The sequence below is a fragment of the Mesorhizobium sp. LSHC412B00 genome, assembly GCF_000503035.1.
GTDB lineage: Bacteria > Pseudomonadota > Alphaproteobacteria > Rhizobiales > Rhizobiaceae > Mesorhizobium.
Map to the genome: position 1 here is coordinate 90903 of NZ_AYWB01000016.1, position 12436 is coordinate 103338.

Annotated in this window: 13 protein-coding genes; 6 read left to right on the top strand and 7 right to left on the bottom strand. The window is 62.7% G+C overall.

What is annotated here, in order from left to right; all coding sequences use genetic code 11:
- Nucleotides 1–120: 120 nt before the first annotated feature.
- Together X757_RS141410 and X757_RS141405 are read left to right on the top strand one after the other, a co-directional pair.
- The gene (locus tag X757_RS141410; protein ID WP_023689123.1) at nucleotides 121–1008 is read left to right on the top strand and encodes a DMT family transporter; all 888 of its coding nucleotides are present in this window, start codon (nucleotides 121–123) and stop codon (nucleotides 1006–1008) included.
- Between the two features lie 51 nt (nucleotides 1009–1059).
- Entirely contained in the window at nucleotides 1060–1968 is a 909-nt protein-coding gene (locus tag X757_RS141405; RefSeq protein ID WP_023727358.1) for a DMT family transporter, read from the top strand.
- A 135-nt stretch (nucleotides 1969–2103) separates the two neighbouring features.
- Here X757_RS141405 and X757_RS141400 read toward each other — a convergent pair whose 3' ends face one another.
- Nucleotides 2104–2967 carry a LysR substrate-binding domain-containing protein gene (locus tag X757_RS141400; RefSeq protein WP_023727359.1) on the bottom strand — a complete coding sequence of 288 codons (864 nt, stop codon included), beginning with the start codon at nucleotides 2965–2967 and terminating at the stop codon, nucleotides 2104–2106.
- Between the two features lie 112 nt (nucleotides 2968–3079).
- On the opposite strand from X757_RS141400, the gene X757_RS141395 reads away from it, so the two are divergent.
- On the top strand, nucleotides 3080–3490 hold the full coding sequence (locus X757_RS141395; RefSeq protein WP_023693979.1) for a 4-oxalocrotonate tautomerase family protein: 411 nt from the start codon (nucleotides 3080–3082) through the stop codon (nucleotides 3488–3490).
- 3 nt (nucleotides 3491–3493) lie between these two features.
- On the opposite strand, the gene X757_RS141390 is transcribed toward X757_RS141395, so the two are convergent.
- Both X757_RS141390 and X757_RS141385 read right to left on the bottom strand, forming a co-directional pair.
- Nucleotides 3494–4000: an RES family NAD+ phosphorylase gene (locus tag X757_RS141390; protein ID WP_023689127.1), complete on the bottom strand. Its 507-nt coding sequence runs from the start codon at nucleotides 3998–4000 to the stop codon at nucleotides 3494–3496.
- Nucleotides 3997–4485: an antitoxin Xre/MbcA/ParS toxin-binding domain-containing protein gene (locus tag X757_RS141385; protein ID WP_023727360.1), complete on the bottom strand. Its 489-nt coding sequence runs from the start codon at nucleotides 4483–4485 to the stop codon at nucleotides 3997–3999. Before X757_RS141385 ends, X757_RS141390 begins: the two co-directional genes overlap by 4 nt.
- A 200-nt stretch (nucleotides 4486–4685) precedes the next feature.
- On the opposite strand from X757_RS141385, the gene X757_RS141380 reads away from it, so the two are divergent.
- Nucleotides 4686–6908 carry an AMP-binding protein gene (locus X757_RS141380; protein ID WP_023727361.1) on the top strand — a complete coding sequence of 741 codons (2223 nt, stop codon included), beginning with the start codon at nucleotides 4686–4688 and terminating at the stop codon, nucleotides 6906–6908.
- Between the two features lie 160 nt (nucleotides 6909–7068).
- On the opposite strand, the gene pssA is transcribed toward X757_RS141380, so the two are convergent.
- Both pssA and X757_RS141370 read right to left on the bottom strand, forming a co-directional pair.
- Nucleotides 7069–7884: a CDP-diacylglycerol--serine O-phosphatidyltransferase gene (pssA, locus tag X757_RS141375; RefSeq protein WP_023672701.1), complete on the bottom strand. Its 816-nt coding sequence runs from the start codon at nucleotides 7882–7884 to the stop codon at nucleotides 7069–7071.
- Nucleotides 7885–7887: 3 nt separating this feature from the next.
- Nucleotides 7888–8748: a phosphatidylserine decarboxylase gene (locus X757_RS141370; protein WP_306413637.1), complete on the bottom strand. Its 861-nt coding sequence runs from the start codon at nucleotides 8746–8748 to the stop codon at nucleotides 7888–7890.
- Nucleotides 8749–8852: 104 nt separating this feature from the next.
- Between X757_RS141370 and X757_RS141365 the strand changes: the two genes are divergently transcribed.
- Complete coding sequence (locus X757_RS141365; RefSeq protein WP_198024428.1) at nucleotides 8853–9530, top strand: lysozyme inhibitor LprI family protein; 678 nt, start codon at nucleotides 8853–8855, stop codon at nucleotides 9528–9530.
- Between the two features lie 11 nt (nucleotides 9531–9541).
- Here the strand turns inward: X757_RS141365 and X757_RS141360 are convergent, their stop codons facing one another.
- A complete protein-coding gene (locus tag X757_RS141360; protein WP_023727364.1) occupies nucleotides 9542–10783 on the bottom strand; it encodes a DUF4375 domain-containing protein in 1242 nt (413 codons plus the stop codon).
- Between the two features lie 223 nt (nucleotides 10784–11006).
- On the opposite strand from X757_RS141360, the gene X757_RS141355 reads away from it, so the two are divergent.
- Entirely contained in the window at nucleotides 11007–11897 is an 891-nt protein-coding gene (locus X757_RS141355) for an SMP-30/gluconolactonase/LRE family protein (protein WP_031251543.1), read from the top strand.
- Here X757_RS141355 and X757_RS141350 read toward each other — a convergent pair.
- Nucleotides 11876–12211 carry an antibiotic biosynthesis monooxygenase gene (locus X757_RS141350; RefSeq protein ID WP_023685667.1) on the bottom strand — a complete coding sequence of 112 codons (336 nt, stop codon included), beginning with the start codon at nucleotides 12209–12211 and terminating at the stop codon, nucleotides 11876–11878. The genes X757_RS141355 and X757_RS141350 overlap by 22 nt on opposite strands.
- Nucleotides 12212–12436 lie beyond the last annotated feature (225 nt).

The following is a 12436-nucleotide window of genomic DNA, read 5'->3' on the forward strand; positions in this document are numbered from 1 at the left end:
CGCCAACGCAAGCTTGCCACTGGCGTAGCGCCCCGCAGGCTTTCGCCCGTGTAGCCTGCAATGGGAGCCTGATTGGGGCAGGCTTCTTCTTCGTCCTCTTGACAGCGCCGGACACGCCGCATGGCCGATATTGCCATTCTGGAAACCCGCGAAAGGGTGCTTGCCGGCATCCTGTTCACCGGCTGCGCCTATTTCCTGTTTTCGACGCAGGACGCCGCGATCAAGCTTCTGGTCGTCGGCATCAGCGTCTGGCAGATCATGTTCTTCCGCTCGATCGCTGTGCTTATCGGCTGTGCTGCAATCGGCGGACCGCCCATCTTTGCCGACACAATGCGCTCGCCCATCGTGCGGCCGATGCTGGTGCGCAGCGCCTTCACGCTCGGCGCCTGGCTCTGCTACTACAACGCGGCCCGCTCCCTGCAGCTGGCCGAACTCACCACCATCTATTACGCCGCCCCGATCATCGTCACCGTGCTGTCGGTGGTGATGCTTGGCGAAAAGGTGCCGCTGTTGCGCTGGCTGGCGGTGTTCATCGGCTTCGTCGGCGTCTTCATCGCCTGTGATCCCACTCGTCTCGGCTTGTCCGTGCCGATGCTCTTGGTACTGGCTGCGGCAGTGCTGTGGGGCATTGCCGTGGTGCTGTTGCGCAAGACGGCGCTGGCCGAGCGCACGCTGATCCAGCTTGTGCTCAACAATTTCTACTTCCTGGTGTTTTCCACGGTGCCGGCGCTGTTGGTCTGGCAGATGCCGGACTGGCGCCAGTTGCTGCTTTTGATCAGCGTCGGCGCGCTCGGCGGCGTGGCGCAATTTATGCTGTTCGAAGGCATGAAGCGGGCGCCGGTGTCGATCGTGGCGCCGTTCGAATACACCTCATTGGTCTGGGCCTTCGGGCTCGGCTTTGCGATCTGGGGCGACGTGCCGCGTCGCGAGGTGTTTCTGGGGGCGGCGTTGATCGTCGGCGCCGGCCTGCTGATCATCGGCAACGAGCATTTCCGCAAGCGGCTATGAGTACCCCGTGCTGACAGCATGGTGGCAGGAGAAGACGGATAGGCTGCTGAGATGACGGAAGCGCTCGACGGCCCAGGCACCACAGATACCGCTGCCGATCGTACGCTCGGCATCATGCTGGTGGCGGCCTCGGCGGCTTTCTTCGCCCTGACCGGCGTGCTGACCAAATCGATCCACGCCGACCCGCTGACCATCACTTGCTGGCGCGGCTTTGTCGGCGCGATCCTGATCACCTTCTATGTGCTGTGGCGCCGGCGCCGCTCCGGCGGGCGGGAAAGCTTGCGGCTTGGCTGGCGCGGCTGGTTGCTGGCCCTCGAGGGCGCCGCGGCCAGCATCGCCTTCATCTCGGCGTTCAAATTCACCTATGTCGCCAATGTCGCGGTCATCTACGCCACCGCGCCCTTCATCACCGCGCTGCTCGCCTTCGTGCTGGTGCGCGAGCCGTTCCGGGCGCAGACGCTTGCCGCCGCCGCCGTTTCGCTGTGCGGCGTGGCGATGATGGTCGGCTCCGGCTTCGGCAGCGGTCATCTGTTTGGCGATGGGCTCGCGCTGCTGATGACCGCCGGCAGCGCGCTCTACATGATCATGGTGCGCGCCTTCCGCGACACGCCGGTGGTGTGGGCGGGCGCAGTCTCGGCGCTTCTGCTGTTCGTGCTCGGCTGGTTCGTCACCGACCCCCTGGCGATTTCTGCTCGCGACGCCGTGCTGCTCGTCGCCTTCGGAGGATCGTTTGCGGCGGCGTCGATCCTGTGGACGGAAGGCTCGCGGCTGATCCCTGCGCCCGAGTCCGGCCTTCTCGGTGCCGCCGAAGTGCCGTTTGCGATCCTGTTCGCCTTCCTGTTCCTCGGCGAGATCGCGCCGGCCGCCAGCCTGATCGGCGGCGCCATAGTACTGTGCGCGGTTTTCGCCCATGCGGGGCGCGACTGGCTGGCCGCGAGAAAAAGTGCGGCAACCCAATAATTATTTTCCAAGTCATGGAACCATCATGCGGATCAGGCAGTTTTATGGTGCGACGGGTCACCCCCCAAGTCCCCCCAAACCCCTCGACCCGTCCTCCTCAAAGCCGACCGTAAAGGTCGGCTTTTTCTTTGGACATCAGCCGGCAAAGCCGGGCAAGGCGAGGTTGTCGCTGAGCAGGATGGCAAGATCGCGCGCCGGCCGCTCGGCGCCCTGGCCGAGTTTTATCGCGAATTGCGCTGTCGGCACCGGCGGCAGGGCGAATTCGCGCGGTGCTTCGGCAATGCCTGAATGGGCAAAGCGGGCGGTGCGCAAGGTCAGCGCGATGCCGGCATTGACCGCCGTGCGCAAGCCGGCAAGGCTGGCGCTGCCGGCGGCAATGCGGTAGCGGCGGCCGGCAGCATCGAGGGCCGCGAGTGCTGCTTCGCGAAAGCCGCAATAGGGGTCGAGCAGCGCCAGCGGCAATTCCTCTTCCCGCACGGCAAGCCCTTTTTGCGAGCACAGCCACAGCATCGGCTCACTGAACAGCCCGACTTCGTCATTGGCCGGCGTCTTGCGCATGACAATGGCCAGATCGAGCTGCCCGGCCTGCAGCGCCTCGCCAAGCTCGGCCGAACGGCCAACGCGGAGTTCGACCCTGACGCGCGGATGGCTGGTCGCGAAGGCGCGCAGCAGCTCCGGCAGGCCGCTATCGGCGAAATCCTGTGTCGTGCCGATGGCGACGCGACCAGCGGCACGCGCGCCCTTGAGCGCCAGCCAGGCCTCGCTGTGCACGGCAAGAATGCGGCGGGCATGACCGACAAGATCCTCGCCGGCCGGCGTCAGCCCGCGCCCGCGCCCCTGCGCCACCAGCAGCGGTTCGCCGACGATCTCCTCCAGACGCTGCATCTGCGCGGTCACCGCCGAGGGCGAGCGGCCGACAGCAGACGCAGCCTGAGCCAGCGAGCCGCCATCGACAAAGGCAAGGAAGGTTTTGAGCAGATCGGGATCGAGCGCCTGCATAATTCGATAATACAGAACCTTTTGTTCGAAACAATTCGATTTTTTTGATTCCAAGATGATGGCATTGTCTCTCCAACGGCAAACAGACGCCGCTCAAACGAAGGAGAGAAAAATGCCCATCATCAACATCAGCGTCACCGGTAAGCCCGACGCCAAGCTGTCCGCCACAATCGCCAAGGAAATCACCGGCCTGACCGCAACCCATCTGCGCAAGGACCCGACGATCACCGCCGTCGCTGTCACCTATATCGACCCGCAGCACTGGTTCGCCGGCGGCAAGTCGCTGGCAGAGCATGGCGCCAATACTTTCTGGCTCGACATCAAGGTGGTCGACGGCACCAACACCAAGCTGGAGCTGGAAGCCTATCTGAAGGCGATCTTTGAGGCCTTCGGTAAGTTGCTCGGTGGCGTGCATGAGGAGAGCTATGCCTTCGTGCACGAGGTTCCGGCCGCAGCTTATGGCTATGGCGGCAAGAGCCAGGAGTTCCGGTTCATCAGTGGGCGGCTGAAGGCCACGGCCTGATTGCTACCCAGCGGGAGGATGAAGCCTTGTATCAAGCGCGAAATCCTCCCGGAGATGCAAGCTATAAAGGCCTGCCGCCCGGTTGGGATCGAACACCAGGTTCCAGCTGTGCTGGGATACCGCGCTGGGGATCAGAAAGAACGGATGCTTTGCCAGCAGACCATCGCCGAACTGCTGCTGTCCCGCGCCCGGGATGCCGGGACGCAGCCAGTTCGCGTTCGGAATATCGTCGGTTTGGACCACATAAATCTCTGATGGATCGACGATGTCGAATGCCGTCAGCACGTGAGGGACAGTATCCAGCGTGCGAAACCCCTTGTGGACCGCCACCTCCAAGATGGCGGTCGATGGGTCGATGGACGCATATACGGCTCTGATCCCTTTGCTGTTCCACCTTCCCCCAAGCTTGAAGGCTCCTTCGCCACTGTCCCAGCTCGCCTTGAAGCGTCTGTGATCAAGCCTCCAGCCCAACAACTGCCCTGTTCCGAGGGAGCCCGGCAAAGGCGTCACGCGTAGACACCATAGTCGAGCCGCTCAAGAAACTCCTGCACAAGCGCAGTGCCCGCCGCCGTGGCCAGCAGATCGATCGGCCGGCGATTGTCCAAACCCATGGCAGACTCGATCATCCATTTTTCCGCGTCTTCCTGAGTCCCGAGCACGGACGTGGCCTTTGTCAGGAGCTTGGCGAAGTTCCAGGTTCTGGAACCTTGCTCCCGACTGAGGGTCTTGGAGTGATCCGATTTGTGCCGCTGAAATGTCCGCTCGCTCATGCCGAATGCGGTCTCAAACGCATCGGCGGGATCAATGACCATCAGATGCCTGACGAGGCTTTCGAGCGCCTGGCCCGGAATTCCATGCAGGATCATTTCATGTGCCTCAAGAGGACTGGCTACCGAGAATCCAAGAACCTTCCGTCCACCAAACAGGTCGACCATTCGTTCGAACTCCGGCTCCATATGTGGTGCCTCGGCAAAACCCAGCGGGGAACTGGCCATATTACCTCTCCGTCACGTGTCGCTTTTATTTACGACACGTGTCGCAACATTTCAAGGCCTGCGTTTGGGTCATTGCCTGGTGAGGTCAGGTGGAACACCGCTCCCTCGCACCCGCGCATTGACCTTGCTCCCCATTGCGCTACCCTCTGCTCTCGAAGCGGACGAAGAGCCGCATACCGGACCGTTGGGAGAGACGCGGCATGATCCTGACACTGGCGCTGCTTGCAGGCCTCGTGCTGGCCTGGCTGCTGATTGGCGCTATCGAGACGTTTCGTCTCGACCTGCGCTTTACCCAGGCGCTACTCTATGTGCCGTTCAAGCTCGCCTACCGGATCGATGACCGGCGCATCCGCATTGCCCGCAACGCGCCGACGCCGGTGATCTATGTGGTCTCGCACCAGTCACGCTTCGAGCCGGCGCTGATGCTGTCGCTGCTGCCCGACGACACGCTGCACATTCTCGACGAGGCCTCGGCGCGCTCGCCCTGGATGGAGCCTTGGCGCGAGCTTGGCCGCACCATCGCCTTCAACGCCGAGCATCTCTTCGTCAGCCGGCGGCTGGTCAGGGTGCTGAAGGGTAAAGGCCGGCTTGCCGTCTATCTGCCCGATGACGTCGAGCCCGATGTGAAGACGTTTCGCCTGTTCCGCGCCGTCACCCGCATCGCCATGCAGGCCGACGCCCGCATCGTGCCGATCTTCGTCACCGGCTCGCGCGACCTGCCGGTTTCCTTGACGCCAAAGAACCGGGCGCCGCGCCACTGGTTCCCAAAACTCTCGATCAGCGTGCTGGAGCCAATGACGATTGCCGAACTGGTGGCGCGCAACCCCGACCAGGCTTCCAACACCAATGCGTTGTTCGACCGCATCGCCGAGGCGCGGCTTTATGGCAGCAACCTCGATCGCGGCCTGTTCCTGGCCATGCGCGATGCCGCGGATCGCACCGGCGCCTCGCATCCGATCATCGAGGATGTGATCAGCGGCTCGCTCAGCTATCGAAAAATGTTCATCGGCGCGCGCGTGCTCGGCCGCCGTTTCCAGGCGGTGGCGGCGCCCGGCGAAGCGGTCGGGGTTTTGCTGCCCAACGCCAATGGCGTGGTGCTGTCCTTCGTCGGCCTGCTCTCGGCCGGCCGGGTAGCGGCGATGATCAACTACACGGCAGGGCCGGCCAGCGTAACCGCCGCGGTGCGCGCGGCAGTCATCCGAACGGTGGTTTCCTCGCGCGCGTTCGTCGAGAAGGCGGCGCTTGCCGACATCATCGCCGCGATCGAGGCCGGCGGCGCCAAAATGCTGTGGCTGGAGGATGTGCGCGCAAGCGTCACGACGCTGGAAAAGCTCGCAGCAGCGGTGCTGTGGCGGTTCCCGCTGCAGCGGCAGGATGCGGCCAAGCCCGCCGCAATCCTGTTCACCTCAGGCTCGGAAGGCACGCCCAAGGCCGTGGTGCTGTCGCACCGCAATCTCCACGCCAACGCCATGCAGGCCGAGGCGCGCATTACCATTTCGCCGTCCGACATCCTGCTCAACGTGCTGCCGGTTTTTCACTCTTTCGGCCTGACCGGCGGTACCATCCTGCCGCTGGTGACCGGGGTGAAACTGTTCCTCTACCCGTCACCGCTGCACTACAAGATCATCCCGGAGATCGCCCGCAAGGTGAAGCCGACCATCATGTTCGGCACCGACACTTTCCTCGCCAACTATGCCCGCACCGCCAAGGATGGCGATTTCTCCAGCCTGCGCTTCGTCGTCGCCGGCGCGGAAGCGGTGAAGCCGGAGACGCGGCGCGTTTATCGCGAGCGCTTCGATGCCTCGATCATCGAGGGGTTCGGGCTGACGGAGGCCGCTCCCGTCGTCGCCGTCAACACCGCCATCCATGGTCGCGACGGCACGGTCGGACGGCTGTTGCCGGCGATGCGCATGAAGCTCGAACCGGTCGAGGGTATCGAGGGTGCCGGCCGCCTGTGGCTCGACGGGCCGAATTTGATGATGGGCTACATGACCGCTGACCGGCCCGGCGAATTGCAGCCGCTGGACGGCTGGCACGACACCGGCGACATCGTCTCGGTCGACCGCGAAGGCTTCATCACCATTCGCGGCCGGGCAAAACGCTTCGCCAAGATCGCTGGCGAGATGGTGTCGTTGGGCGCCGTCGAGATGCTGGTGCAGTCGCTGTGGCCGGAAGAGCGCCACGCCGCGGTGGCGGTGCCGGACCAGAGGCGGGGCGAGCGCATCGTGCTGGTCACCACCGCCGACGACGCCGATCCGGAAGAACTGCGCGCCTTCGGCAAGAAGGCAGGTGCGGCCGAACTGATGGTGCCCAACGACATCGTCAAGGTCGGGGAAATCCCGGTGCTGGGTTCCGGCAAGACGGATTATGTCTCGACGCGGAACCTGGCGATCGAGAAGCTGGGGCTGGGCCTGGCGGCTTAGCGTATCTTCCTCCTTGAGGGGGAGATGGCCGGCAGGCCAGAGGGGGTCGCCTCGCGTGAAGCGCCGACGTCCTCTTCGCTCAAACGAGGTCGCGTCCGGGGCGTACCGACCCCCTCTGTCGCCTTCGGCGACATCTCCCCCTCAAGGGGGGAGATAACAACTACCCAATATCCGACGGCGGCACTTTTTCGCCCTCGCGCTTGGCGCGCTTCGAATACGCCCGCACGCTGAAAGGCAGGAAGATGAGATAGCCTGCGACAGAGGCGGTCAGCGTGTACCAGGGATAGGTCATCAACAGCAGGACGTAGAGAACGACCGCCAGGATGATCGGCAGCACCTTGTCGCCCGGCACTTTCAGGCTTTTGCCGGAATAGACCGGCAGCCGGCTGACCAGCAGGAAAGCGACCAGCACAGTGAAGCCGGTGGCGACGAATGCCGTCAGGCGGTCCGGCTCGAGACCGAGCCGCAGGAAGGACAGATAGAGCGGCAGCATAACCAGCACGGCGCCGGCCGGTGCCGGCACGCCGACGAAGTATTCGCTCTGCCAGATCGGCCGGTCATGGTCTTCGTCGAGCACGTTGAAGCGCGCCAGCCGCAGGCCACAGGCGATGGTGAACAGAAGAGCTGCGATCCAGCCGAAGGAGCCGGCGCGGTCGAGCAGGAAGGCGTAGAGCACCAGTGCCGGCGCGACGCCGAAATTGACGATGTCGGCCAGCGAATCCATCTGCGCGCCGAATTTGGATGTCGCCTTCAACATGCGCGCCAGGCGCCCGTCTATGCCGTCCAGGAAGGCGGCGAGCAGCACCATCACCACGGCCGGCTCGAAACGGCCCTCGAAGCCGAAGCGGATGCCGGACAGGCCGGCGCAGATGGCAAGCACGGTGACCAGATTAGGCAGCACCATGCGCATCGGAATTTCGCGGATGCGCGGGCCGCCGCTGCCATGGGCCTCGAACTTTTTGAACGGCGCGCCCACCGCTTACGAAATCCTGACGAGCGGGGTTGCGGCGACGCCGCCGAATTCGGCGAGCACGGTTTCGCCGCCGACCGCCGTCTGGCCGACGGCGACGCGCGGCACCGCGGTCGACGGCAGGAAGACATCGACGCGCGAGCCGAAGCGGATCAGGCCAAAGCGTTCGCCGATGGCGATCGAACCGCCGGTCTCGGCCCAGCAGACGATGCGGCGCGCCACCAGGCCGGCAATCTGCACGGCGACAACGATGCCGTTGGGACTGTCTATGACCAGCCCGTTGCGCTCGTTCTCCGAGCTTGCCTTGTCGAGTTCGGCATTGAGGAACTTGCCCGGCCGGTGCTCGATTTTGGTGATGCGGCCGCGCACCGGAGCGCGGTTCACATGGCAGGAAAAGACGTTCATGAACACCGAGATGCGGGTCATCTCGGTGTTGCCGAGGCCAAGCTCGCGCGGCGGCACGGCCGGGCCGACCGCCGAGATGACGCCGTCGGCGGGACTGACCACCAGGCTGTCATCGACCGGGGTGACACGCTCGGGGTCACGGAAGAAATAGACGCACCAGGCGGTCAGGATCAGGCCGATCCAGAACAGCACCGAGGAGAAATAGCCGAGGAACAGCGTGCCCGCGCCGAAGGCGGCAATGAACGGATAGCCCTCGCGATGGATCGGAACGAAGGCATTCTTGATCGAGTCGACGAGGCTCATTGGCTGGAGCTCATGGGCTGGGGGCGGTCCCTGTTTCAGGTCCGGCCTCAATACCGGAAAGGCTCCGCGGCCGCAACGCAACATTGGGCAAGGCCGCATCGGCCGCAGCCGGCAGGAACGGTCACGTGCTTGCCTGCCGGCGGCTTTGCCGCCAGAGTTCATACCGCCGCTGGCTCAGTGCGCGGCGAAAAGGCCGACCGCCCATGATGCCAAACACAGGCAAAGCGTACCTTGTTGCCATACGATTGGCAGCCGTGGGTGCCGTTTTGACCGTACTTGTGGCAGCGAGCGACCACGCAGTTGCGCAAGGCAAGCCATCCTTCGACTGCGCCAAGGCCGCCAGCTTGGCGGAAAAGGCCATTTGCGCCGATCCGGTCCTGGCGCAAGCCGATGCCGACGTCGCGAAGAATTATACCGCGCTGCTGAAGAGGCTCGATGCTCATGCCGGGAAGGCGCTGCGGGACGACCAAAGCGATTTCATCGCCTATCGCGATCAGATCGCCGGTTTCAACGAAAGTTCGCCCAAGAACCAACAGACTTTCGATCTCGGCGAATTCCTGCGCGACCGCGCAACCTTCCTGTCCGGCATACGCAAGCCCCCCGATGCAGGTTTGATCGGCACATGGAGCAACGTGCGCGGCAGCGTCGACATCAAGGCTGTTGGCGGAGGCAAGGTCGAAATCTCGGAAGATGTCGTTTCCAATCCAGTCTCGGGAAGTGGGTCATGCGAGATCGACGGCACGGTCGAGGAGCGCAATACGCTTCGACTTGAGGACACCGACGACAACGACAAACCGACTGGATTCGTCTTCACCTTTCGCCGCGACGGCGATGCGCTTGCCGTCGAGCAGAGCGGCACCGGCAAGGACGACAGATCCGAGCCACCGTCATGCGGTGCCAACGGCCATGCCGATGGCACGTTCTTCCTGACGGAGAAAAAGTAGGCTTGCTGTCGCTAACCCGCCGCAGCGGAGCGATCAAAGTGGGCATTGAGCTCGGCCATAGCGGCCTCAGCGAGGCTTTCATCATCCTTGCCGCGCAAGAGCACACCGCCGTTCCGCAACGATTGGAAAAGGAAGACTTGGCCTGATGCCAGCACCACCCAATTCACGATTGCTCCTTCCTCCTTCTGCACCACCGAATTCGCAGAAACGATGGCATCCGTCGGGTCGAAGCCTGCCTTGCGGAGCAGGAGGTCGACGGCGGCGGGAGCATGGTATTGTTCCGCCAGCTCAATGACCGCTGTGATCTCGGTCTCTTCAGCAATGCCAAGCTTGGCGCCAACTTTCGGGCTCTCGCCTGGCGGTATGACAAGCAACTCTTCTGGAGCGATGTACTCGTAGACCGTGACGTGTGTCTCCGTCGCACTGCATAGTCGGGTCTTCTTCGCGCTGGTCTGAAGTTGAAAAACCAGCTGTTTCTCTCCTTCTATGTTCAGCATCCTTGCCATGCCGAACGCGATTTTGATCTCGGGCGGCGCGATCTTGGCGCAGGCAAGGCCGGCCCCGACATCGCGCCAGCTGAAGATCATCTGGCCTGCCAAGTTGCCAACGGACTTATGAAGAAGCCTGCCTTCGCGCTTCGGATTGGCCATCACCAGCCGGTGTATGACGTCGTCGTAATCGTCACTATCGACAACTTGCAGATCAGGCCATGACGCGATCCAGCGCGCCAAAAGGTTTTCCATGGGCGCGGCCTCATCCGCAACGTAGAACGCATGATCAAGTGTATCGAGAAAATCATCCCGCCCGCCCTCGAAGCCCGTCTGCTGGGCGGCTTCGTTGGGATGGTCTGCAATCCAGCTGGACATCTTTTCCAAAGTCGCAAGCTGGCCCTTTGCGCCACAAGCAGTGAGTCCAGCTCTTGCGTTGGCAATCATGGCGCCGATTTCCTGCCCGGCATTGTGGATGAATTGACTATGGCCGCCGTTCTTTACCTCCGAAGAGTACGAGTCGGCATGAAGGACCTGCATCGCCTTGGTGTCGATTTCGGGATAACGATAGAGTCCTTTGGAAACCATCGCTGTGACGAATTGCATGACAGCGAAGACGAGAAAAAACGGCTCTTCATCAGGATCCTCGACGTTCGAACGCAGTACGACGACCGGCAACGGCAGGCCGAATTCCAACTGCTTTCCAGAATCTGATGCCGACTTCTCGGGCGTTTTCTTGGATTTGCGGGAAAAGAAACCGAACATCGAAAATACTCTCTTGGTCGCAAAACTTGCGCGAACGGGTTATTTCCGACGCGACAATATCAGCTGCCCTCAAGGATTAAAGGCACTCTGATCCAGAGGCATCCGCACGATGGTTTGCCGAAATTGTCGACGGTGTCGGGGCGCCACAGATTCATACGTCCTTGGCAGGAAAGCGCTTCGCGACAATGCCGAATTGCGGCGAGTCGACAAACCAGGGTCAGAGATGCCATCCTCGAAATCAGTCGCCCTGAACGCCAAGGTCATTACAGAAGGCCTCGCTTTCGGAGAGTCTCCCCGCTGGCACGACGGACGCCTGTGGCTCTGCAACTGGGGAACCGGAGAGATCGTCGCGGTGGATGAGGACGGCGGGAACCAGGTGATGCTCACCGTGCCGGCCATCCTGCCCTATTCGATCGACTGGTTGCCGGATGGCCGATTGCTGATCGTCTCGGGTCGGGATGGCTTGTTGCTGCGGCAGGAGGCGGATGGAACGCTGGCCACCCATGCCGATCTTCGGTCGCTGTCAAACAGCCCGTGGAACGAGATCGTCGTCGACGGGCGCGGCAACATCTATGTCAATGGCGGCGGGTCGGCGCCTGCACCGGGCGAGCATTTCGGGCCCGGCACCATCGTGCTGATCACGCCGGACGGCTCGGTTCGACAAGTGGCCGAGAACATCGCTTTCGCCAACGGCATGGCGGTGACGCCGGACAACAGGACACTGATCGTGGCGGAGTCGCATGCCAACCGGCTGACCGCCTTCGATATCGCGGAGGATGGCGGGCTTTCCAACCGCCGGGTCTGGGCCGATCTCGATGGCTTTCCCGACGGCGTCTGCCTCGATGCCGAAGGAACTGCCTGGTATGCGGATGTTCCCAACAAACGCTGTGTGCGGGTGCGCGAAGGTGGCGAGGTGTTGCAGACAGTCGATGCCGATCGCGGCTGCTTTGCCTGCATGCTGGGCGGGCCGGATGGCACGACACTGTTCATCGTCGCCGCCGAATGGCGTGGTTTCGAGAACATGATCAGCGATGCCCGCACCGGCCAGGTGCTGAGCGTCGAGGCGCCAGCACCTGGCACGGGCTGGCCCTCCTACATCTCAGGCAGACGCTGATAGTTGGCGATATCGGCCTTCACACCCAGCCGGGCAATGGTCTCCTGCGGGTTGAAGCCCGCCCGCTCGTGGGCCGCCTTGACGATCGGCACGACATTGTCGACGGCCGCCTGGTTTTCCCATTCGACAATGGTGACCAGGTTGAACTCACCCGGACCCGAAAATTGCTCGAGCACGAAATCCTGGACGAAGCCTTGCTGCAGGCGCAGCAGTTCATGCGTTGCCCTGACCTTGCGAAGGATTTCTTCACGGGCCTCGGCAGGAACGACGAATTTGTCGACCCTGAACACGGCTGCCTCGGCAAGTTTATCCATTTGAATCTGTCTCCGTTCTTGAACGACTTGGGTTCGGTGGCTCAGGAACGGGTTTGCGATCTCAACTTAGGTTGAGGTCAAGGGGAAATTTTCGGTGGTGATGATGGCGACGACGATGCATATCTCCCCCCTTGAGGGGAGAAGGTGCCGGTGTCCGAACCGGATAGATAGGTAACAGAATGGACCGATAGCATGGGTGACAGTTTTCTTGTCCGCCGGAGGACC